This window comes from Caulobacter sp. 1776, assembly GCF_040545685.1.
GTDB lineage: Bacteria > Pseudomonadota > Alphaproteobacteria > Caulobacterales > Caulobacteraceae > Caulobacter.
Genome location: NZ_JBEPMI010000003.1, coordinates 105522 through 128175, shown reverse-complemented (window position 1 = coordinate 128175; position 22654 = coordinate 105522). Strand labels below are relative to the sequence as shown.

The window sequence follows — 22654 nt, the reverse complement described above, 5'->3', positions numbered from 1 at the left end:
AATGGAACGCTGAGAGCCGATTTACCCGTCTACTCCGGTTTTCGTTCCGGATGCATCTCCTTTGTCACCGACGGACACCCGCCGGCCAACCCAAGGAGACAGACGATGAGCAAGACTTTCGACGGCAAGGTGGTCGTGGTGACCGGCGGCGCCAGCGGCATCGGCCTGGCCACGGCCAAGCGCTTCGCCGACCTCGGCGCCTCGGTCTATGTGACGGGTCGAAGAGAGGCTGAACTGGCCGCGGCCGTGAAGGCGATCGGCGGCGACGTGACCGGCGTCCGTGGCGACGCCTCGAAGCTGGCCGACCTCGACACGCTCTACGACGTCATCCAGCGGCGCCACGCCCACATCGACATCCTGGTCCCCAACGCCGGCGGCGGCTCGATGCTCCCGCTGGGCGCGATCACCGAAGAGCACTACGAGGACATCTTCGGCCGCAACGTGAAGGGCGTGATCTTCACCGTGCAGAAGGCTCTACCGCTCCTGCGCGACGGCGGCGCGATCGTGCTGATGGGCTCGACGGCCGCGGTGCAGGGCACGCCCGCCTTCAGCGTCTACAGCGCCAGCAAGGCCGCGGTCCGCAACCTGGCGCGCGGCTGGACCGCCGACCTCAAGGACCGCCAGATCCGCGTCAACGTCGTCTCGCCCGGACCGGTGAAGACGCCGGGCCTGGTCGAACTGGCCGGACCGGACGCCGCCGCCCAGCAGGGCCTGCTAGACTTCATGGCCAGCCAAATCCCGCTGGGCCGCGTCGCCGACCCGTCGGAGATCGCCAAGGCCGTCACCTTCCTGGCGTCCAGCGACGCCAGCTTCATCGCCGGCGCCGAGCTGTTCGTCGACGGCGGCATGACCCAGGTCTGAGGAGCAGCGCCATGACCATCGAACAACTGCTGACCCGCAATCTGCACGAGGTGTTCGGCGAGGGCGATCCGGCCCGCCGCCGAGCCGCGATCGACGACCTCTACGCCGAGGACGCGGTGTTCTACGGCCCCGGCGGCGAGGCTCACCAGGGCCGCGAGGCGATCGACAGGATCGCCGGGATCATCCGGGCCGGCCATCCGACCTTCCGCTACACCGAGACCTCGCCGGCCCAGGCCAGCCACGACGCCGGCCGCCTGTCGTGGGTCTCGGGCCCGCCCGACGAGCCGCCGCGCTATGCGGGCCACGATTTCATCCTGGTCCGCGACGGGAAGATCGCGGCGATCTACGTGTTCTTAGACGGCGAGGATAAATGACTGTCATCCCGGCCGCAGCGTAGCGGAGAGCCGGGACCGCAAAGAACCCAGAGCTTCCCGTGGTCCCGGCTCGGCGCGCCGCGCGCTTGGCCGGGATGACAGGTTCTACGGCCTAGAACTCGACGTCGTCCTCTTCGCCCTCGACCTCACCCTCGCCGCCCATGGCGTTCTCGAGGCTGTCGATGATGTCGTCCATCTGGTCGGGGGTGATCGAGACGTAGAGCGACTCGCCGCCGATGGCCGAGACCAGCAGGCGATAGCCGTCGTCGGTCTCCTGCAGGCTGAACGATTGGAGCGGCAGGAGCGTGGCCATGGGGGATCCTTCCCGGAAAGACGAGGCGCTGATCTAGAGGTCCAGGGACCTTATTTCAACGCGCCTCGGCGGAGCATGGCCACATGGGTCGCGATCAGTTGCTCGCGGTCGATCCACGGGAACTCGGGCCGGGCGATCAGCAGCGAGACCAGGCCGTGCAGGCCGGCCCACAGGCTCTGGGTCGCGGCCAGCACGTCGTCGCCGGCCATCAGGCCCGCCGCGTGCAGCTCGCCGACCATCTCGACGAACACGTGGAAGACCTCCTTGCCGGCGATCATTGGCTTATGGCCGGTCTTTTCCAGAAACGACCCGTCGACGCTCTTCTCCAGCATGAACGCCACGCGGTACGCATCGGGATGGTCCAGGCCGAAGTCGATATAGACCCGCAGGCAGCGCTCGAAGTTCTCCGGCGTCGGGGTGTAGCCCACGCGGGCGGCGGCCATCCGCTGGCCCAGGATCGCGAAGGCCCGTACGCACAGCTCGGCGGCGATGTCGTCCTTGGTGGCGAAATAGGCGTAGAGGGCCGGCTGCGAGATGCCGGCGATTTCGGCGATCTGGCGGGTAGACACCGCATGGACGCCCTTCTGCGCGAACAGGCTCTGGGCGGCGTCGAGGATCTCCTCGCGACGCTCGCCGCCCTGGCCCTTGGGCTTGCGGGGCGAACGGGTCTTCGGAGCCGTGACGGTACGCATAGGTGTGGAACGCATGGGCGGCGACTTCATCGAACGTCCTTGACCATCGCTGTCCGAGCTTGACAAGAGAGCATTGTCGATCACTGATAACTTATCACTGATCGATTTGGAACAGCTTATGTGGCGGACCCCGCTTTCTCCCCTGGCGGTGTTGCTTCTGGCGGCAAGCTTGAGCGCCTGTGGCGGCAAGCCCAAGACCGACGCGCCAACCGCTCCCACGCCGGTCGAGGCCGCGCGCGTCGCCGCGCCCGGCGCGGCCGGTTCGGTCAGCGGCGCGGGGACGCTGGAGCGCCGTCGCGAGATGGCGCTGTCGTTCCGCATTCCCGGCGTCCTGACCGCGATGCGGGTCGAGGCCGGCGACAGCATCCGCGCCGGCCAGGCCATCGCGTCCATCGATCCGGCGGGCGTCGACGCCCGCCAGCAGCAGACCGCCGCCGACCTGGAGCGCGCCCGGCGCGACGTCGAGCGCGACCGCACCCTGTTCGACAAGGGCTATGTCAGCCGCCAGCGCCTCGACGACCGGACCAGCGCCTTGAAGGCCGCCCAGGCCGCCTATGACGCCGCCCGCTTCGACCGCCGCTGGGCCAGCCTGGCCTCACCGGTCTCGGGCGTGGTGCTGGAGCGCCGCGCCCAGGCGGGCGAGGTGGTGGCCGCCGGCCAGGTGGTGGCGCGGGTCGCCGATCTTTCCAGCCCGCTCGTTTTGCGCCTGCCGCTGGCCGCCCGCGACGCCGCCCGCGTCCGGGTCGGCGATAGCGCCCAGGTCACGGTCGAGGATCTGAACGGCCAGGCCCTCTCCGGCCGCGTCACCCGGGTCGGCGAAGCCGCCGACACCCGCACCGGCGCGATCACCGTCGAGATCGAGCTCTCGGCTCCGCCGCCGGCCCTGCGCAGCGGCCAGATCGCCCACGCCAGCCTGGCGGTCCGCGCCGCGCCCGGCCAGGCCACGGCCTATGCTCGCATCCCAGCCGAGGCCGTCCTGGAGGCCAGCGGCCAGCGCGCCTTCGTCTTCCGTTTCGACCGCGGCAAGGCGCGGCGCACGCCGGTGACCTTCGGCGGCTTCGACGGCGACGACGCCCTGGTCGCGGGCCTGACCGACGGGACCCAGGTGATCACCGCCGGGGCCGGCTTCGTCGCGGACGGCGAGGCCGTTCGCGTCATCGACCCCACCCGGCTCGCCGGGCCTTTGGGCCAGTAGCCGTGAAGTTCGACCTCGCGACCTTCGCCGTCCGTCGCTGGCAGTTCACCCTTGTGGCCTTCGGCCTGCTGGTGATGCTGGGGATCAATGCCCTCAACACCGTGCCCCGGTCCGAGGACCCGCACTTCCCGACTCCGATCGTGGTGATCCGCGCCGTCCTGCCCGGCGCCGAGCCTTCCGAGATGGAGCAGCTGGTCGTCGACCCGATCGAGGACGCCGTCGACGGCCTCGACAACATCGACAAGGTCGAGTCGACCAGCCTGGACGGTTCGGCCTCGATCCGCGTCCACTTCACCTGGGACGTCGACGCCGAGCGCAAGTACGACCAGGTGGTCCGCGAGGTGAACGCCATTCGCGGAAACCTGCCCGCCGGCCTGACCTTGCTCGACATCCAACGGGTGCGGACCTCGGAAGTGGCCATCGTCCAGGTCGCCCTGACCTCGGACATCATGCCGATGCGCCGCCTGGAAAAGACCGCCGACCGCCTGCGCGAGCGGCTGGACCGCGTACCGGGCGTGCGCGAAGCCAAGTACTGGGGCGCGCCGCCGTCCGAGGTGCAGGTCACGCTGGACCTGGCCCGCCTGTCGGCCCTGCGCCTGCCCGCCACCGCCGTCGCCGACGCGCTGCGCCAGGCCGGAGCCGAGGCGCCGATCGGCGCCGTTCAAGCAGGGGAACGACGCTTCAACGTCAAGTCCGGCGGGGCCTTCCACGCCCTGGAGACCATAGGCGACACCCCCGTCCGCGCGGTCGGCGGCCAGGTCACCCGCGTCCGCGACGTCGCCAAGGTCGCCTGGGCGCAGGCTGAGCCCTCGCACCTGACCCGCTTCAACGGCCAGCGCGCCGTGTTCCTGACCGTGACCCAGAAGGACGGCCAGGACGTCGCCCGGATCACCAAGGCCGTGCAGTCGGTGCTGGACGACTACGAGAAGACCCTGCCCGCCGGGGTGAAGCTGCAGCGTGGCTTCGTCCAGGCCGAAAACGTCAAGCACCGCCTGAACAACCTGTTCCGCGACTTCGGCATCGCCCTGGCGCTGGTGCTGATCACCCTGCTGCCGCTGGGGCCGCGCGCGGGGGTCGTGGTCATGGTCTCGATCCCGCTGAGCCTGCTGATCGGTCTCTCCATGCTGCAGGCGTTCGGCTTCACCCTGAACCAGCTGTCGATCGCTGGCTTCGTGCTGGCCCTGGGCCTCTTGGTCGACGACAGCATCGTCATCACCGAGAACATCGCCCGCCGGGTGCGCGAGGGCGAGGACCGGGTCGACGCGGCGATCAACGGCACGCGCCAGATCAGCTTGGCCGTCCTGGGCTGCACCGCGACCCTGATGCTGGCCTTCCTGCCGCTGATGGCCCTGCCGGCCGGCTCGGGCGCCTATATCCGGTCGCTGCCGGTAACGGTGCTGTGCACCATCGCCGCCTCGCTGCTGGTCTCGATGACCATCATTCCGTTCCTGGCCAGCCGAGTTCTGGACAAACACTCAGACCCCGAGGGCAACGTCCTGCTGCGGGCGGTCAATGACGGCATCCATCGCTTCTACCGTCCCGTGCTGCACCGGGCCCTGGCGCGGCCATGGCTGACCCTGGCGATCCTGCTGACCCTGTGTCTGACCACCCTGCCGCTGGTGAAGCTGATCGGCTCCAGCCTGTTCCCGTCGGCCGAGACCCCGCAGTTCCTGATCCGCGTCGAGACGCCCGACGGCTCGTCCCTGGCGCGCACCGACCGGGCGCTGCGCTATGTCGAACAGCGGGTGAAGGCCGAGCCCGACGTCGTCTGGCAGGCCGCCAATCTGGGGCGCGGCAATCCGCAGATCTTCTACAACCGGTCGCAACGCGAGAGCTCGACGACCTTCGCCGAGGTGTTCGTCAGCCTCAAGCGCTGGGAGCCGGGCAGGAGCGAGAAGGTGCTGGACCGGCTGCGCAAGGACTTCGCCAATTTCCCGGGCGCGCGGATCAGCGTCCTGACCTTCGAGAACGGCCCGCCGATCGACGCGCCGGTCGCCGTGCGCCTGACGGGGCAGAACCTCGACGTGCTGAAGGCCCTGGCCGGACGGGCGGAAGCCATCCTGAAGGCCACGCCAGGCGCGCGCGACGTCACCAACCCGATCCGCCTGGACCGCACCGACCTCGACCTGGGCGTCGACGAGACCAAGGCCGCGGCCCTCGGCGTGCCGGCCGGCGCGCCGCGCCGCATCGCCCGCCTGGCCCTGTCCGGCGAAGAGACCGCCCGCTTCCGCGACCCGGACGGCGACGACTACGCGGTCAGGGTGCGGCTGCCGATGGTCCAGGCCGACGGCGCCGCGCGCAATCCGCTGTCGGCCCTGAAGGGCGTCTATGTCCCCACCGCCGACGGCCTGGCCGCGCCGCTGGACGCCATCGCCACGCCGAAGCTCAAGTCGAGCCCTTCGCGCATCGACCGCTTCGACCGTGAGCGGACGGTGACCATCAGCGCCTACGTCAAGACGGGCTTCCTGGCGTCGGGCGTCACGCGTGACGCCGTGGCGCGGCTGAACCGGGACCTGCCCTTGCCACCCGGCTACCGGATGACGCTGGGCGGCGAGGCCGAGGCCGCGTCGGAAAGCTTCGCCGGCCTCGGCGCGGCGGTGCTGGTGGCGGTGTTTGGGATCCTGGCGGTGCTGGTTCTAGAGTTCCAGAAGTTCAAGACCGCGCTGGTGGTCGCCGGCATCATCCCGTTCGGGGTGTTCGGGGCGGTGCTGGCCTTGGCCCTGACCGGTAATTCGCTGTCGTTCACCGCCACGATCGGCGTGGTCGCCCTGATCGGCATCGAGATCAAGAATTCGATCCTGCTCGTCGACTTCACCGAACAGCTGCGCCGCGAGGGCATGACCCTGCACGACGCCATCGAGAAGGCCGGCGAGGTCCGCTTCCTGCCCGTGCTGCTGACCTCGGTGACGGCGATCGGCGGGCTCCTGCCGCTGGCCGTGGAGCATTCGGGCCTCTACTCGCCCCTGGCCATCGCCATCATCGGCGGGCTGATCACCTCGACGCTGCTCAGCCGGGTGGCGACGCCCGTGATGTACTGGCTGACGGCGCGCGGGAAGGCGGATGTCGCTTAAAATCCCTCTCTCTCAGAGAGGGGGATTTTGGTGGGCTACGGCATCAGCCCCGCCGCCCGATAGGCCGCGATCATCTGGTCGAACAGCGTGATGTCGCCCCGCCCGCGGGCCACCAGCTGGGCGCCCTCGATCGCCGCGAAGATGGCCAGGGCCCGGTCGCGCAGGGCGGCGTCCGACAGCGTCGGGTGGCGCGGGCCTAGCAGGCGGACCAGCCAGTCGACATTGGCCGCGCTGAACGCGTCGACCGCGACCCGCACCTCAGGCGGCAGGTCGCCGTACTCGGCCGCCATGATCCCATAGAGGCACATGCGGTTGTCGTTGAGCAGCGCGGCGCGGAACACCGCGACATAGTCGGCGAAGATCGCCTCGACTGGCGCGGGGGCCGTGATCAGCTGCTCGAAATAGCCGACCGCGTTGTCGGTATAGCGCCGCGCCAAGGCCGCGCCCAGGTCGCCCTTGGTCGGGAAATGGTAGTGGATGCTGGCGCTCTTGATGCCGACCGCCTTGGCCAGCTCGCGAAAGCTCAGGGCGTTGTAGCCCTTGGCCTGCACGGCGGCCTGGGCCGCTTTCATGATCGTCTCGCGGGTGTCGGTCGTGGTCATCAGCGCTCCTGCCTATCGGTAGATAGACGTTGACTCCGGGCGATGGAAGCCTCTACCAATCGACCGCCTACCTATCGATAGGTAGACATTGAGGAGAGACCCATGAAGATCTATGATGTCCCCGGCTTCCCGAACCCACTGCGCGTCCGCATCGCCCTGGCCGAGAAGGGCCTGACCGACCAGGTCCAGTTCGTGAAGGTCGACCTGCCGGGCGGCGAGCACAAGGAAGACGCCTTCCTGGCCAAGAACCCCTCCGGAACCGTGCCGGTGCTGGAACTGGAAGACGGCGTGTTCATCGCCGAATGCACGGCCATCACCGAATATGTCGACAATCTCGACGGCAAGCCGGTGCTGACCGGCGCGACCCCGCGCGACAAGGCGGTGATCCACATGATGCAGAAGCGGGCCGAGGCCGAGCTGATCGACGCGGTCGCCGACTACTTCCACTATGCCACCCCGGGCCTGGGCGCGAAGATCGAGGATGGCAAGAAGGCCCAATGGACCGGCCGCGACGCGTTCGGCCGCCGCCAGGGCGAACGCGCGGTGGCCGGCATGCGCTATTTCGACCAGGTGCTGCGCGATCGTCCCTATGTCGCCGGCGACCAGTTCTCGATGGCCGACATCACCGTGCTGGGCGGCCTGGTCTTCGCCGGCTTCGCCAAGATCGACGTGCCGGAGGACTGTACCGCGCTGGCCGACTGGAAGGCGCGGGTCAGCGACCGACCCAGCGTCAAGGCGGCGTAGAAATCCGAATCTGTCATCCCGGCCGTAGCGAAGTGGAGAGCAGGGACCGCCGGAAACGCCGAGCCTGTGGCGGTCTCGGCTCGGCGCGCTACGCGCTTGGCCGGGATGACAGTGCTTCAAAGCATCCGCCCTTGCCTATTATACGATCGTATAGCAACCTCGCCCCACACTCCGGGGAGAGCGACCATGGCCACCACCCAAACCCGCGACGCGGTGATTATCGGCGGGGGGCATAACGGGCTGGTCTGCGCCTTCTACCTGGCCAAGGCCGGGCTGAAGGTCACGGTCTGCGAAGCGCGCGGCGTGGTCGGCGGGGCGGCGGTGACCGAGGAGTTCCATCCCGGCTTCCGCAACTCCGTCGCCAGCTACACGGTCAGCCTGCTCAATCCCAAGGTCATCGCCGACATGGGCCTGCGCGACTATGGCCTGACCTTCCTGGAGCGGCCGATCTCCAACTTCCTGCCGCTGTCGGACGACAAATACATCAAGCTGGGCGGCGGACTGGCGCGCACCCAGGACGAGTTCCGCAAGTTCAGCCGCCGCGACGCCGAGGTGCTGCCGGCCTACTACGCCATGCTGGACGACATCGGCGACGTGCTGCGGGATCTCGCGCAAGAGACGCCGCCGAACCTGGGCGACGGCCTGGCCGGCCTGCTGCGGGCCCTGCGCCAGGGCGGGCGGCTGGCCATGCTGTCGCGCGAGCGTAAGCGCGACCTGCTGGACCTGTTCACCAAGAGCGCCCGCGACGTGCTGGACGGCTGGTTCGAGAGCGATCCGGTCAAGGCCGCCTTCGGCTTCGACGCCGTGGTCGGCAACTTCGCCAGCCCTGACACCCCCGGCTCGGCCTATGTCCTGCTGCATCACACCTTCGGCGAGGTGAACGGCAAGAAGGGCGCCTGGGGCCACGCGGTCGGCGGCATGGGCGCGATCACCCAGGCCATGGGCAAGGCGTGCGAGGCGGCCGGGGTCGAGATCCTGCTGAACGCCCCGGTCGAGGGCGTCCATGTCGACGGATCGAAGGCCGTGGGCGTGCAGCTGGCCGACGGCCGCCAGATCATGGCCCCAATCGTCAGCGCCAACGTCAACCCGGCCCTGCTCTACAAGAAGCTGGTGCCGCCCTCCGCCCTGACCGGCGACTTCCGCAAGCGGGTCGACGGCTACAAGAACGGCTCGGGCACCTTCCGGATGAACGTGGCCCTGTCGGAGCTGCCGGACTTCACCTGCCTGCCGGGCAAGGCGATGGCCGAACACCACCAGTCGGGCATCGTGATCGCCCCCAGCCTGGACTACATGGACGCGGCCTATCGGGACGCCAAGGCGGGTGGCATCAGCAGCGCGCCGATCGTCGAGATCCTGATCCCCTCGACCATCGACACCAGCCTGGCCCCGCCCGGTCAGCACGTGGCCAGCCTGTTCTGCCAGCAGTTCGCCCCGACCTTGCCGAACGGCGCGTCTTGGGACGACGCGCGCGAGGCCGCCGCCGACCTGATCATCGCCACGGTCGACAGATGGGCCCCGAACTTCAAGGCCTCGGTGCTGGGCCGGATGATCCTGTCGCCGCTGGACCTGGAGCGGAAGTTCGGCCTGATCGGCGGCGACATCATGCACGGCCACATGTCGCTGGATCAGCTGTGGGCGGCGCGACCGTTCCTGGGTAACGCCAGCCACCGCGCGCCGATCAAGGGCCTCTACATGTGCGGCGCCGGTACGCACCCCGGCGGCGGGGTTTCGGGCAATCCGGGGCGCAACGCGGCGCGCGAGATCCTGCGCGACAAGGACTTCGCCACGGCGGTGAAGCTGTCGGTGGCGGGGCGGTGATGACGGCCAGCACTTGCCCCCACCTGGCCGCTGCGCGGCCGTCCGCCCCCGGAGGGGGCAGAACAACGCCCCTCTTCCCCCTCTGGGGGAGGAGCGCGAAGCGCGGAGGGGGCCGGTGACCCAGATCTCCAACGAAGACCCCCAGTCCGACTGGGGCCTGCCGGGCTGGATCTACGGCTCCGAGCGCTTCTTCCGCGAGGAGCAGGCGAAGATCTTCCGGCCGTCGTGGCAGATCGTCTGCCATCTGAACGACATCCCCAAGCCGGGCGACTTCCACACCTTCGACTTCGTCGGCGAGAGCCTGGTGGTCGTGCGCGGCAAGGACGGCGGGGCGCGGGCCTTCGCCAATGTCTGCCGCCACCGGGGCGCGCGGCTTCTGGACGGCCCGGTGGGCCACTGCGGCCGGATCGTCTGCCCCTACCATGCCTGGACCTACGACCTGGAGGGCCGGCTGATCGGCGTGCCGATGTGCGACGACTATCCCGCTTTGCAGATGCATGAGCAGGGCCTGGCCAAGATCGAGACCGAGATCTGGCGCGGCTTCGTCTTCGTGCGGATCGAGGGTGAAGGCCCCAGCGTCGCGACCATGATGGCCCCCTACGAGGACGAGGTCGCCCATTACCGCTTCGAGGACCTGCAGCCGTTCGGCCGCGTCACCCTGCGGCCGCGCGAGGTCAACTGGAAGAACATCAGCGACAACTATTCCGACGGCCTGCACATCCCGGTCGCCCATCCCGGCCTGACCCGGCTGTTCGGCAAGGGCTACGGCGTCGAGGCCAAGACCTTCGTCGACAAGATGTGGGGCCAGCTGATCGACGAGCCGTCGCGCAACCCGTCCGAGCGGCTGTACCAGGACCTGCTGCCCGACGTCCCGCACCTGCCGGACGATCGCAAGCGGCTGTGGACCTATTTCAAGCTCTGGCCGAACTTCGCCTTCGACATCTATCCGGACCAGGTGGACTTCATGCAGTTCATCCCGGTCTCGGCGACCCGGACGATGATCCGCGAGATCGCCTACGCCCTGCCCGACGACCGCCGCGAGATGAAGGCGGCGCGCTATCTGAACTGGCGCATCAACCGGCAGGTCAACGCCGAGGACACCGAGCTGGTGGCCCGCGTGCAGCAGGGCATGGCTTCGCGGACGTTCACGGCCGGACCGCTGGCGACCAGCGAGGTCAGCTTGCGCAGCTTCGGTCGAAAGATGCGGGCCCTGGTTCCGGAAAGCCGGCTGGAGCGGCCGCCGGAGGGGTGGTGAGCCTGGCTGAGCGCCCCCTCCGTCTCGCTGCGTATCCGCAGCGATCCACCTCCCCCGCTGCACGGGGGAGGATGCCGCCTCTCCTCCCTCGCGAAGCGGGCGAGGTGGCGCGGCGCGGATACGCGTCGTGACGGAGGGGGCGTCCAGGCGCGCCGCCTTCACCCGCGAGCATCCCGACGTCCGGCGCCAGGCGCTGGTGGCCGCCGCCGAGGCCGTCCTGGCCCGCGAGGGGGTCGGGGGAACCAGCGTGCGGGCCATCTGCGCCGAGGCCGGCGTCTCGCCCGGCCTGCTGCGGCACTATTTCGAGGGCGTCGACGACCTCATCGCCGCCGCCTACGAGGCCGTCGGCCAGCGGATCGACGCGGCGCTGGAGGCGGCGATCGAGGCCGCTGGACCCGGCCCGCGCGACCGCCTGCTGGCCTATCTCACCGCCAGCTTCGCGCCGCCGGTGCTGGACCCGCGCCTGCTGGCCGCCTGGATCGGCTTCTGGAGCCTGGTGAAGACCAAGCCGCGCATGGCGGCGATCCACGCGGCGTCCTACGCGGCCTTCCGGATCCGGCTGGAGACGCTGCTGGCCGACGCCGGGGCGCGGGAGACGCGCTTGGCGGCCATCGCCCTGACGGCGACCGTGGACGGACTATGGCTGGAGCTGTGCCTGGATCCGGCGACCTTCGGCCCGGACGCGGCGACACGAATCGTCGCCCGCGCGCTCGAAAGTTGGCTGGCTTGAGAGAACTCCGGCCTTCCCGGCGATGCCTGGGACGAAGGACGCCGGGGCGCGCTGTCGTTGCAGCGCCAATCCCACCACCCCGCGTTTCGAACCGGCTTTCGCCGGGAAGACCGGACGCCCCCTTGGGCGAGAGCGCGGCGATCACCGCGCTCGATTCGTCAAACCGTTACGCCGCCGCCTGATGAGCCGCGCGATTGCGGCCCCAAGAAGGCGTACGAAGCTCGGGGTCGAAAACGTGGATTTCTGCCTTGCGGCCCTGCTCGCGCATGTGACGCGCCAGCAGTTGGGCCAGGGCTTCGGCTTCATGTTGCGAGGAATAGCAGCCGATCAGCTCGGCCGAGTCGTTCCAGGTCACGTGCCACACGCCGGAGACCGGGCGGACGTAGTAGTGATTCTCGGTCATGGCGACCTCCTTGGACGTACTCAACGTGAGACTAACCACGCTGACATGACAGTTGTTTCGCTATCGCACAATCAAATTGCGCTGCGATGCACAATGCATAAGCCGGGCCAGGGCGGTCTGTGCGGTTCTTCACCCTTTTCCTTAACCTGTAAGGCTTGGCTGGACCTCACGATCGCGCGGCTCTTCTGACCAGCCCGTAGACGGGGGCCCCGGCGGCCATCAGCACCAGGCCCCAAAAGGTCACCGACCAGCCGGCGCCGTAGAAGGTCCAGACCGAATAGACCGCGGCGATCGCGGCGATGACGCCGAGGGTCCGCGAGCGGTCCAGGCGGCCCTGGGCCTGCAGGCGCAGCACCGCCAGCGCGCAGAACAGATAGGCGAACAGGGTCGCGGCCGTGGCCAGCAAGGCCATGAAGGTGAAGGTGTCGGCCATCGACTTGGCGTAGTTCATCAGCACCAGGACGGTGACCAGGCCGCTCGAGGCCAGGTGGGCGCGCACCGGCGTGCCGTTGGCGGACAGCTTGCCGAACCAGGCGGGGAACACGCCCTCGCGGGCCATGGCGGCGGGCATCTCGCCCTGCACCAGGATCCAGCCGTTCAGGGCCCCCAGCGCGCTGATCGAGGCGAAGGCGGCCAGGACCAGCTTGAAGTCGCCGCCGACGTGGAACGCCACGAAGTCGACGAACGGCGCGTTGGAGCCGGTCAGCACCGAGGGCGGGGTCAGCAGCAGAACGCCCGACGACACCAGCAGATAAATCAGGCCCGCGAAGGCCGTGCCGGCCAGGGTGGCGCGGGGGATGGTGCGGGCGGGGTCCACGACCTTGTCGGCCGGGATGGTCGCCGTCTCGACGCCCAGCAAGGCCCACAGGGTCAGGGCCGCGGCGGCCGTGATCGCGCTGCCCGACAGGGCCGAGGGGTGGAACGGCGTGACCGCCGCCGGCCCCTTTTGCAACAGCACGCCGGCGGCCAGGCCGGCCACGGCGACCAGCGGGACCAGCTTCAGGACCGTGGTCACCAGCTGGGTCCAGCCGGCCGAGCGCGCGCCCAGGCAGTTGATGGCGGTGGCGACCCAGACCACCGCCACGGTCAGCAGGGCGGCCAGGCCCTGGGTCTTGGCCAGCACGGGGACGAAGACGCTGAAATAGCTGACGGCCGCGATGGCGATGGCCGCGTTCGCGACCCAGACCGAGATCCAGTAGGACCACGCCACCAGGAACCCCGCCGGCCGGCCGAACGCCTCCTCGGTATAGGCGAACGGCCCGCCAGCGCGCGGAAAGGCCTGGGCCAGGCGCGCGAACACATAGGCCACGCACAGGGCCCCGCCGATGGTCAGCAGCCAGGCGATCACCGCGTTCCAGCCGTAGGGCGCCAGCGAGGCGGGCAGCATGAACACGCCCGAGCCGATCATGTTGCCCACGACCAGCGCCGCGCACATCCACACGCCCAAGGGTTTGGCGGCTCGGGTTTTCATTCTAGCCTGTCAACACCCGTCCCAACCGCAAACATTCTTGTCATCCCGGGCGAAGCGCAGCGCAGACCCGGGACCACGGAAAGCTCGGCGCTTCCTGCGGTCCCGGCTCGGCGCGCTACGCGCTTGGCCGGGATGACAAGAGTTGGAGCCGCTCTCCTAGAACTTCTTCCCGATCTTGATCCCGACCGTGCGGGGCTGGTTCGGGACGATGTAGTACTGGGTTCCGCAGACGCTCTCGGCGCACTCGGCATAGCGGTTCAGACTGGCCCGCTTGTCGAAGACGTTCTTCATGTAGAGCGTCAGGGACAGGCCGTCCTTGTCGATCCCGCCGGAGACGTCGGTGGTCTGGTAGCCCTTCTGCTTGCCGATGATGCCGCGTTCGACGATCCGCAGATCGGTCCAGTTGCTGGTCTGGCCGACGGTCGAGCCCTGGACGTAGGCGTCCCATTCGCCCCAGCTGAAGTCGTAGCGCACCGTCAGGTTGGCCTTGAACTTTGGGGTGATGGGCAACACCGTGCCGTCCGGCGCCTGCGGCGTGGCGCAGGTGGTGACCGGATTGCCCGAGGCGTCGGTGAAGCCGCAGTAGTTGGCCGTCAGCTTGGCGTCGGTATAGGCGGCCGAGGCGTTGAACGTCAGGCCGTGGACCGGGACCCAGGTGACGTCGCTTTCCACGCCCTTGATGCGGGCCTGGTTGGCGTTCTTGATCTCGGTCAGGCCGTTGGCGCCCAGGATCGAGAACTGGAAGTTCGTCCAATCCTCCATGAACACCGCGCCGTTCCAGCGGAAACGGTTGTCCAGCCAGGTGGTCTTCCAGCCGGCCTCGTAGTTCTTCAGATAGTCGGCGTGGTACGGCGGCAGCGTGCTGCGCCGGTTGATGCCGCCCGGCCGGAAGCCCTTCGAATAGGTGGCGTAGATCAGCTTGTCGCCGTCGATCTTGTAGGTCAGCGTCACCTTCGGCGAGTTGCCGCTTTCCTTCACGCCCTTGTCCAGGTTGGTGCAGGGGGAGCCCGCCACCACCGGTCCCTTGAAGCAGGCCTTCTCGCCGGTCGATCCGTAGCCCGCGCCATAGCCGTAGAAGCCGACCAGGGTGTTGTGCGCCTTGAAGAACCGGACGCCGGCGGTCAGCATCAGCTTGTCGGTGATGTCGAACTCGGCCTGGCCGAACACGGCCTTGTCGCGGTCGACGCGGTTCTGCTTGGTCAGCCAGACCGTGCCTGTATAGCCCGGCACCGAGAGGTCGCTGCCCAGGCCATCGATCTTGTAGTTCTGGAAGATGCCGTGCTTCTGCTTTTGGTAGAAGCCGCCGACCACGAACCGGAAACGCTGGTCCTGCGGCGAGGCGATGCGGATCTCGTGGCTTTCCTTGCGGTAGCGGTCCTTGCCCTGGATGTACTGCGAGGGATTGACCAGGTTGCCGGCGTTGTCGGTCCAGTAGAAGCCGTAGCCGACCTGATCGTAGAAGTACGAGTAGTCGGTGTAGTCCTGGTTGGTGACGTCGTTGCGCTTCAGGTACGAGCCCGAATAGGTGACGTCGAGATTGGCCACCTGGCCCTCGATCGTCATGGCCGCCTGGACCCACTTGTCCTTGCTGCTTTCCGGATAGAAGTGGGTGACCTTCAGGTCGCCGACCTTGGGGTCGAAGGCGAACAGGCCGCCCGACTTCTGCACCTGGCCCATGACGCTGGGCGTGATCACCCAGTTGTCGTCCAGCTCGATGCGCAGGGCCGCGCGACCGCCCTGGGTGTAGACGGTGTTGTAGTCGTCGCGGACCCGGGCCTTGTTGTAGATCGTGTAGTCGTTGGTCGGGTCGGTGTCGCCGCGGGTATAGGTGCGCGAGCCCGCCACGTTGTCGATATAGCCGGCGTCGCGAACGTCCCAGCCGACCATGCGGACGGCGATCTTGTCGGACAGCGGGATGTTGACGAAGCCTTCCAGCGTGTGTCCGGTCCCGCCGTGGTCGACCTGGTTCAGCTCCAGATCGACACCGGCCGCATAGCCCGCCGTCGAGGGCTTGTTGGTGATGATCCGCAGGGTTCCGGCCTGGGAGCTGGCGCCGTACAGCGTGCCCTGCGGGCCGGCCAGGGCCTCGACCCGGGCGATGTCGTAGACGTGGATGTCCAGGGCGCCCTGGATGGTGGTGACCGGCTGTTCGTCCAGATAGACGCCGACGCTGGGCAGCGACCCGGAGTGGTTGCCGTCGCCGCCGCTGGCCACGCCGCGCATATAGACCTGGCCGAAGCCCGGGCCCGACGTCGTGAACGAGACGCTGGGCAAGTATTTCACATAGTCGACGAACGCGCCGACCTGCAGCTGTTCCAGCTTTTCGCCGCCCAGCGCCTGGATGCTGACGGGCACGTCCTGCAGATTCTCGCTGCGCTTCTGGGCCGTGACCACCACCTCTTCCAGGGCGGTGTTCTGGTTCGCCTGCGCCTGGGCGTAGGCGGCGCTGGTGAACATGGTGGACGCCAACAGGGCGGCGGAGCAGACGCCAGCCTTCTTCAATCGAACCGATCCCGACGACATTCGTCGCTCCCCTTGCCGTTCTGATGGAACGATGTTCGGCCTGCGCCTAACGTCCCGGCAAGGTTGAATTTTCGGTTCGTCGCCAATTCCTGTGAGTGTTGCAGAAATGGCAAGGTTCGGAGCAGTTGGTCAAATAACGGGCGCACCCGGATAGGCGTCCAACACAGGGCCCAATGCCTGCTTGAGCGGGTCCAGGTGCGATTCGAATTTCTGCCAGTGCTCGACCGCGTCCTTGAAGATCGGACGGCGGACCTGCTCGGAACTGGCGGTGCGCACGGCGCGGTCGTTCTCGTGCGGCGACAGGCAGGCCGCTTCGAATGGCAGGCCGCAGTGGGCCAGCAGGGCGCGGATCTCACGTTCCGGATCGGCGATCATGTGCTCGTAGATCACCCGGTGGACGCGGCCCGGCAGCACCGCGTCGAAGTGGGCCATCAGCTCGACATAGTCGGCGTAATAGCGGCCGATGTCGGTCAGGTCGTAGCTGAAGGCCTGGCCCCGGGCGAAGTGCTGCTTGAAGCCCGAGAAGCAGCAGCCCAGCGGGTGGCGGCGCGCGTCGATGATCTTGGCGTTCGGCAGGATCAGATGGATCAGCCCGGCATGGGCGAAGTTGTTCGGCATCTTGTCGATGAAGAACGGCTTGTCGGTCTTGCGCTGGATGCGGGTGCGCTCCAGGAACTCCTCGCCCAGCGCCTTCAGGTCGGCGGCGGAGAGCTCGGCCAGCGATTCCGGATAGGTCGACTCGGCGCGGGTCGCGGTCTTGCCGCCCAGGCGGCGGGCCATGACGATCAGGTCGGGCAGCTCCATGGTGCCCTCGACCATCGAGTGGCTGGCCAGGATCTGCTCGACCAGGGTCGAGCCCGAGCGCGGCAGGCCGACGACGAAGATCGGATCGGGCGCGGCGCAGCCCTGCCCCGCCCGCGCCGCCACGAAGGTCGGGGTGAACACCGCCTTGGTCCGCGCCGTATCGGACGCGTTCTCCTCCGGATCGTAGTCCAGCTGCTTCCGGCGGATCGCCGCGCCGGCGGCATAGTGTTCGAACGCCGCGTCCCAGAATTCGGCGTCCTCATGCGCCTTGCCCAGGGCGTAGTGCAGGTGCAGCCGGTCGTCGTCGGACAGGTCGGGCGCCTCCAGCGCCGCGGTCATGGCCGCCAGATCGGCGTCGGTGAACTTGACGGTCTTGAGGTTGGCCAGGCTCCACCAGACCTCGCCCAGGGTCGGCGCCTGCTCCAGCGCCCGACGATAGGCCGCGATGCAGTCGGCCTGGCGGCCCACCGTCTTCAGCGCGTGGCCGTAGCTCATCCAGCCCTTCGGCTGGTTGGGATAGTCGGCCAGCACCCGGTCGTAGACGGCGATGGCCTGCTCGTACTCGCCCAGCCGCGCCAGGATCGCGGCGTGGAGATTGGCGTAGCCGGGATGCCGGGCGTCCTTGGCCGTCAGCATCTCGATCTGGGCCAGGGCCTCGAGGGTCTTGTTCTGGCGGTACAGCATGGTCGCCAGGTTGTGCCGGGCGGCGGCGAAGTTGGGGGCCAGCTCGACGCAGCGGGTCAGCAGGTTCTCGGCGTCGGCGTAGCGACCCAGGCGCGCGCCGGTCTCGGCCAGCATGCGGATGGCCGCGACGTCGCCGGCGTCGGCCTTCAGCCGCTCGCGCAGCAGCCGCTCGGCCTCGCCCAGCCGGTTCTCGGACAAGGCGGTGGCCGCCTCGACCAGCAGCGGGTCGCGGGTCGAGGCGCGCAGCTGGCGGGCCAAGGCCTTCTCGGCGCCGGCCTCGTCGCCCAACAGCGCGAGGTTTTCGGACAGGCCGCGCCAGGCTTCGGAGAGCCTCGGCTCCAGCGCGCTGGCCCGGTCGAAGGCTCGGACGGCCTCGGCGGTGCGGCCCAACGTCTCGAGCGACAGACCAAGCTCCAGCTGAGCCAGCGGCAGGTTCGGCAGGGCCTGGGCCAGGGGCGCGACGGTGTCGAGCGCCGCTTGCGGCTGGCCGGACAGCCGCAGCGCGGCGGCCAGCACGCGGGTGGTGTCGGCGTGGCGCGGCACGGCCTCCAGGATCGCCCGCGCCTGCTCGGCCGCCAGGCGCGGATCGACCTCCAGCAACCGCTCGGCATGGTCGAGCGCCGCGGCGAGGCTGACGGCGGGCTGGGCGGTCGTGGCGTTCATGCGGTGAGGAGAGCGGGGCGAAGGCGGACGTGTCAATCCGGCGCGGCTGGACGCCCTACAGTCGGTCCCGCAGCGCGTACCAGCTGAGCCCCGCCACCGTCAGCGGCCAGCGCAGAAGGCGGCCGCCCGGGAACGGCGGGGTCGGCAGGCGCGACAGCAGCTCGACCGCGACGGCGTCGCCTGGCGCCGCGTCGGCCAGCAGCTTGCCGACATAGGGCGCCAGCATCACTCCCTGCCCCGAATAGCCCGAGGCGACCCGCACCCCCGGCGCGATCTCGCCGACGAACGGCATGCGGCTCATGGTGATGCCCAAGGTCCCGCCCCACGCGTGGGTGATGTCGACGACGGCCAGCCGCGGATAGACCTTCAGCAGGTTTCGCCGCACCAGCCCGGCGATGTCGCGCGGAAAGCCCGGCCGGTAGTTCTCGCCGCCGCCGAACAGCAGCCGGCCGTCGGCGGTCTTGCGGAAATAGTTCACGACGAAGCGGCTGTCCGACACCGCCGCGTTCGAGCGGAGGATCGCCTCGGCCAGGTCGCCCAGCGGTTCGGTGACGGCGATGAAGTTGTTGATCGGCATGACCCGCGCCCGCGCCGCGCCGGCCATGGCGTTGAGCGAGCCATCGCCGGTCAGGATCAGCCGGTCGCAGGTGACCCGGCCGGTCGCCGTTTCGACCACGATCTTGCCGCCCTCGCGCCGCCACGCCCGGGCGCGGGTGTTCTCGTGGATCGTCGCCCCGGCGGACAGAGCCCGTCGCGCCATGCCCAACGCCAGGTTCAACGGATGGACATGACCGCCGCCGCGATCGACCAGCCCGCCGTGATAGGCGTCGGTCCCCAGCTCGACGGCCAGGTCGGCCGCGTCGATCAGGTCGAGTTGGTCGTAGCCGTAGCGCTCGGCCATCAGCGCGATGTACGCCGCCTCCTCGGCCTCGCCCCCGCGCCTGTGGCGGGCGTGGATCATGCCCGGCCGCCAGTCGCAGGGGATTGTGTCCGTCAGGGTCTTGAAGTGGGCGCGGGCGTCTTCGGAGAGCCGCCACAGGGCCAGGGCGTCGTCGCGGCCGACGGCCTTTTCCAGCCAGGCCTGGTCGCGCCGCTGACCGGTATGGACCTGTCCGCCGTTGCGGCCGGTGGCGGCGGCGCCGATCCGATCGGCCTCGAGGACGATCGCGCGCGGCCCCAGGGCCAGCGCCGCGCCGAGTCCGGTGAAGCCCGCGCCGACGACGCACACCTCGGCTTGTGCGTCGCCGGTCAGCGGGGCTAGGTCGGGGCGGTCGTGGGCGGTGGCTTCGTACCAGTTGCCGCCCATCACTTGCCCCCACCTGACCGCTTCGCGGTCGTCCGCTCCCGAGGGGGGCGGAAGGTGCACGTCGGCCTTCTTCCCCCTCCGGGGGAGGAGCGCCGAAGGCGCGGAGGGGGCAAGCCGTCACACATTCAGCAGCAGGAACTCCCGCTCCCACGGGCTGATGGTGCGCATGAAGGTCTCGTACTCGGCCTGTTTCACGCGGTCGTAGGCCTGGCAGAAGATCGGACCCAGGATCTCGACCAGCGGCTCGCATTGTTCGAACAGCTTCAGGGATTCCGACAGGCTGCGCGGCAGCTGCACGCCCAGGACGCTGGCGTCGGTGTCGACCGGCGCGCTGGGCTTCAGCGCCTGGACCATGCCCAGATAGCCCGCCGCCAGCGACGCGGCGATGGCCAGATAGGGGTTGGCGTCGGACGAGGGAATGCGGTTTTCCAGCCGGCGGTTGGCCGGATCCGACGGCGGCACGCGCAGGCCGCAGGTGCGATTGTCGTAGCCCCACTGGGTGTTGACCGGCGCGCCGGAGTCCTTGGCGATCCGGCGATAGCTGTTCACGTACGGCGCCAGGATGGCCATGATCGCCGGCAGATAGGTCTGCTGGCCGGCGATGAAGCCGTGGAACAGCGCCGTCTCCTCGCCGGTCTTGCGGTGCGAGAACAGGTTGTCGCCGTCCTTGTCGACGATCGACTGGTGGATATGCATGGCGCTGCCCGGCTCGCTGGCCATCGGCTTGGCCATGAAGGTGGCGTAGATCTCGTGCTCCAGCGCCACCTCGCGGATGGTGCGCTTGAACATGAACACCTGGTCGGCCAGCTCCAGCGGATTGCCGTGCCGCAGGTTGATCTCCATCTGGGCCACGCCGCTTTCGTGGATCAGGGTGTCGATCTCCAGGCCCTGGCGCTCCGAGTACTCGTACATGTCCTCGAACAGCGCATCGAACTCGTTGACCGCGCTGATCGAATAGCCCTGCCGCCCGGTCTCGGGCCGGCCCGACCGGCCGATCGGCGGTTTCAGCGGGTAGTCGGGATCGGTGTTCTTGTCGACCAGGTAGAACTCAATCTCCGGCGCGACGATCGGCACCCAGCCCTTCTCGGCATAGAGCGCCAGCACCCGCCGCAGCACCTGGCGCGGGGCCTCCTCGACGGGCCGGCCGTCGGGGTGGAAGGCGTCGTGGATCACCTGGGCGGTGGGGTCCTGGGCCCACGGCACGGCGGCCAGGGTGGCGAAGTCGGGGGTCAGGAAGATGTCGGTGTCCGACTGCACCGCGTTCACCGCGCCCTCGAACTCGGGGAAGTCGCCGGTGATGGTCTGGTAGAACACCGCCAGCGGCAGGTTCATCGACGGCGTGCCGAGGAACTTGCGCACCGGCATGATCTTGCCGCGCGCTACCCCGGCCAGATCGGGCACCACGCACTCGATCTCCTCGATGGCCTGGCGCGCGAACCAGCTCTGCGCCTCCTCCAGGGTCGAGACCCCGCGATTGAGGATGCTGTCGCGCTTGGCCTTGCTGTGCTTGGGCTTCATGACGCGGCCTCATTGAAAACTGTCATCCCGGCCAAGCGCGCGGCGCGCCGAGCCGGGACCGCGGCAAGCTCTGAGTCTGTCGCGGTCCCGGCTCTCCGCTTCGCTGCGGCCGGGATGACAGTATGGGGGAGACTCATGACACCGCCTCCGGCTTCAAGGCGCGGAGCACGGGCTCGGCCTCATCCAGGGACTGGCGGATGATGGCGACCAGCTTGTCGATCTCGGCGTGGGTGATGATCAGCGGCGGGCAGCAGACGATGCTGTCGCGGATGGCGCGGACCATCAGGCCGTTCTTGATGCACAGATCCCGCACGATCGGCCCGGCCTCGCCCTCCTTGTCGAGGAAGCGATGGTTGGTTCCCTTCTCGCGGACGATCTCGACGGCGCCGATCAAACCGAGCGAACGGGTCTCGCCGACCAGCGGATGGTCGTTCAGCGAGGCCAGCGCCTTGGCGAGATAGGGGCCGGTGTCGTCGCGGGTGCGCTCGACCAGGCCTTCGCGCTCGAGGATCTCGATGTTCTTCAGCGCCACGGCCGCGCAGGTCGGGTGGCCCGAATAGGTGAAGCCGTGGATGAAGTCGCCGCCCTTTTCGCGCAGCTCGGCGACGATGTGGTCGGCGACCCCGACGGCCGAGATCGGCAGGTAGCCGGACGACAGGCCCTTGGCCATGGCGATCAGGTCCGGCTTGATCCCGTAGTGCTGGTGGCCGAACCATTCGCCCAGCCGCCCGAAGCCGCAGATCACCTCGTCGCAGACCAGCAGGATCCCATACTTGCGGCAGAGCGCTTCCACCGCGGGCCAGTAGCCGTCGGGCGGAATGATCACCCCGCCCGCCCCCTGCACCGGCTCGCCGATGAAGGCCGCGACGTTCTCGGGCCCGACCTCGAGGATCTTGTCCTCGATCGCCCGCACCGCGCGATCGCGGAAGGCGGCCGGATCCTCCCCGAAGCCATCGCCGAACGCATAGGGCTGCATCACGTGCTCGACCCCGGGGATCGGCAGGTCGCCCTGTTTGTGCATGTGCTTCATGCCGCCCAGCGAGACCCCCGCCACGGTGGAACCGTGATAGGCGTTCCAGCGGCTGATGAAGACCGTCCGCCGCGGCTGTTCCTTGAGTTTCCAATAGTGGCGGACCAGGCGGAAGACCGTGTCGTTGGCCTCCGACCCCGACGAGTTGAAGAACACATGGGTCAGATGGCCGCCCATCTTCTCGGCGATCTTGGCCGCCAAGGTCACCGTCGGCGGCGTCGCGGTCTTGAAGAATGTATTGTAGTACGGCAGCTCCAGCATCTGCTCGTAGGCCGCCTCGGCCAACTCGGTGCGACCATAGCCGACATTGACGCACCACAGGCCGGCCATGCCGTCCAGGATCTGGTGGCCTTCCCCGTCGTGGATATAGACGCCATCGGCCCGGGTGATGATCCGGCTGCCGCCCAGCTCGGCGATGACCTTGTGATCGGCCTGGGCCGGCAGGTGGTGGGCCAGGTCCAGGCGTCGCAGTTCGGCGATGTCGTGGTTGCGGATCGGGACGGTCATTTCACTGTAACTCCTGCATTTCCTCAATCACTTGCCCCCACCTGACCGCTTCGCGGTCGTCCGCCCCCGGGAGGGGGCGGAAGGTTCGCG

The 22654-nt window shown here is 68.8% G+C and carries 18 protein-coding genes and 1 pseudogene; 9 read left to right on the top strand and 10 right to left on the bottom strand.

Annotated elements, in window-relative coordinates:
- The first annotated feature begins 105 nt into the window (after positions 1–105).
- Positions 106–861: an SDR family NAD(P)-dependent oxidoreductase gene (locus ABIC66_RS09105; RefSeq protein WP_354069574.1), complete on the top strand. Its 756-nt coding sequence runs from the start codon at positions 106–108 to the stop codon at positions 859–861.
- An 11-nt stretch (positions 862–872) separates the two neighbouring features.
- Complete coding sequence (locus ABIC66_RS09100; RefSeq protein WP_354069572.1) at positions 873–1235, top strand: nuclear transport factor 2 family protein; 363 nt, start codon at positions 873–875, stop codon at positions 1233–1235.
- 112 nt (positions 1236–1347) lie between these two features.
- Here the strand turns inward: ABIC66_RS09100 and ABIC66_RS09095 are convergent, their stop codons facing one another.
- The gene (locus tag ABIC66_RS09095) at positions 1348–1548 is read right to left on the bottom strand and encodes a hypothetical protein (RefSeq protein ID WP_354069570.1); all 201 of its coding nucleotides are present in this window, start codon (positions 1546–1548) and stop codon (positions 1348–1350) included.
- 50 nt (positions 1549–1598) lie between these two features.
- Complete coding sequence (locus ABIC66_RS09090) at positions 1599–2240, bottom strand: TetR/AcrR family transcriptional regulator (RefSeq protein WP_354070299.1); 642 nt, start codon at positions 2238–2240, stop codon at positions 1599–1601.
- A 106-nt stretch (positions 2241–2346) separates the two neighbouring features.
- Here ABIC66_RS09090 and ABIC66_RS09085 point away from each other — a divergent pair, with 106 nt between their 5' ends.
- Together ABIC66_RS09085 and ABIC66_RS09080 are read left to right on the top strand one after the other, a co-directional pair.
- Positions 2347–3435 carry an efflux RND transporter periplasmic adaptor subunit gene (locus ABIC66_RS09085; RefSeq protein WP_354069568.1) on the top strand — a complete coding sequence of 363 codons (1089 nt, stop codon included), beginning with the start codon at positions 2347–2349 and terminating at the stop codon, positions 3433–3435.
- A 2-nt stretch (positions 3436–3437) separates the two neighbouring features.
- Complete coding sequence (locus ABIC66_RS09080; RefSeq protein WP_354069566.1) at positions 3438–6506, top strand: efflux RND transporter permease subunit; 3069 nt, start codon at positions 3438–3440, stop codon at positions 6504–6506.
- Between the two features lie 35 nt (positions 6507–6541).
- Here ABIC66_RS09080 and ABIC66_RS09075 read toward each other — a convergent pair whose 3' ends face one another.
- Positions 6542–7108, bottom strand: a complete 567-nt coding sequence (locus ABIC66_RS09075) for a TetR/AcrR family transcriptional regulator (RefSeq protein ID WP_354069564.1) — start codon at positions 7106–7108, stop codon at positions 6542–6544.
- 102 nt (positions 7109–7210) lie between these two features.
- Between ABIC66_RS09075 and ABIC66_RS09070 the strand changes: the two genes are divergently transcribed.
- The 5 genes and pseudogenes from ABIC66_RS09070 to ABIC66_RS09055 all read left to right on the top strand — a co-directional run bounded on the left by ABIC66_RS09070 (position 7211) and on the right by ABIC66_RS09055 (position 11655).
- Entirely contained in the window at positions 7211–7852 is a 642-nt protein-coding gene (locus tag ABIC66_RS09070) for a glutathione S-transferase family protein (protein WP_354069562.1), read from the top strand.
- A gap of 186 nt (positions 7853–8038) precedes the next feature.
- Complete coding sequence (locus ABIC66_RS09065; protein WP_354069561.1) at positions 8039–9670, top strand: phytoene desaturase family protein; 1632 nt, start codon at positions 8039–8041, stop codon at positions 9668–9670.
- Positions 9671–9752: 82 nt separating this feature from the next.
- Positions 9753–10925 (top strand): aromatic ring-hydroxylating oxygenase subunit alpha, encoded by a 1173-nt coding sequence (locus ABIC66_RS09060; protein ID WP_354070297.1) that lies wholly within the window; start codon positions 9753–9755, stop codon positions 10923–10925.
- A 12-nt stretch (positions 10926–10937) separates the two neighbouring features.
- A pseudogene (locus tag ABIC66_RS24195) lies at positions 10938–11056 on the top strand (hypothetical protein); the annotation flags it as partial.
- Entirely contained in the window at positions 11053–11655 is a 603-nt protein-coding gene (locus ABIC66_RS09055; RefSeq protein WP_354069559.1) for a TetR/AcrR family transcriptional regulator, read from the top strand. The pseudogene ABIC66_RS24195 and the gene ABIC66_RS09055, both read left to right, overlap by 4 nt.
- Before the next feature lie 166 nt (positions 11656–11821).
- Here the strand turns inward: ABIC66_RS09055 and ABIC66_RS09050 are convergent, their stop codons facing one another.
- The 7 genes from ABIC66_RS09050 to ABIC66_RS09020 form a co-directional block, all read right to left on the bottom strand.
- Positions 11822–12058: a hypothetical protein gene (locus ABIC66_RS09050; protein WP_354069557.1), complete on the bottom strand. Its 237-nt coding sequence runs from the start codon at positions 12056–12058 to the stop codon at positions 11822–11824.
- A 166-nt stretch (positions 12059–12224) separates the two neighbouring features.
- Positions 12225–13529 (bottom strand): amino acid permease, encoded by a 1305-nt coding sequence (locus tag ABIC66_RS09045; protein WP_354069555.1) that lies wholly within the window; start codon positions 13527–13529, stop codon positions 12225–12227.
- A gap of 156 nt (positions 13530–13685) precedes the next feature.
- Complete coding sequence (locus ABIC66_RS09040; protein ID WP_354069553.1) at positions 13686–16052, bottom strand: TonB-dependent receptor; 2367 nt, start codon at positions 16050–16052, stop codon at positions 13686–13688.
- Between the two features lie 129 nt (positions 16053–16181).
- Entirely contained in the window at positions 16182–18203 is a 2022-nt protein-coding gene (locus ABIC66_RS09035; RefSeq protein ID WP_354069551.1) for a tetratricopeptide repeat-containing sulfotransferase family protein, read from the bottom strand.
- 55 nt (positions 18204–18258) lie between these two features.
- Positions 18259–19509, bottom strand: coding sequence for an NAD(P)/FAD-dependent oxidoreductase (locus ABIC66_RS09030; RefSeq protein ID WP_354070295.1), 1251 nt, complete (start codon positions 19507–19509; stop codon positions 18259–18261).
- A gap of 117 nt (positions 19510–19626) precedes the next feature.
- Positions 19627–21027 (bottom strand): glutamine synthetase family protein, encoded by a 1401-nt coding sequence (locus ABIC66_RS09025; RefSeq protein ID WP_354069549.1) that lies wholly within the window; start codon positions 21025–21027, stop codon positions 19627–19629.
- A gap of 133 nt (positions 21028–21160) precedes the next feature.
- Positions 21161–22564, bottom strand: a complete 1404-nt coding sequence (locus ABIC66_RS09020) for an aspartate aminotransferase family protein (RefSeq protein ID WP_354069547.1) — start codon at positions 22562–22564, stop codon at positions 21161–21163.
- Between the last annotated feature and the right edge of the window lie 90 nt (positions 22565–22654).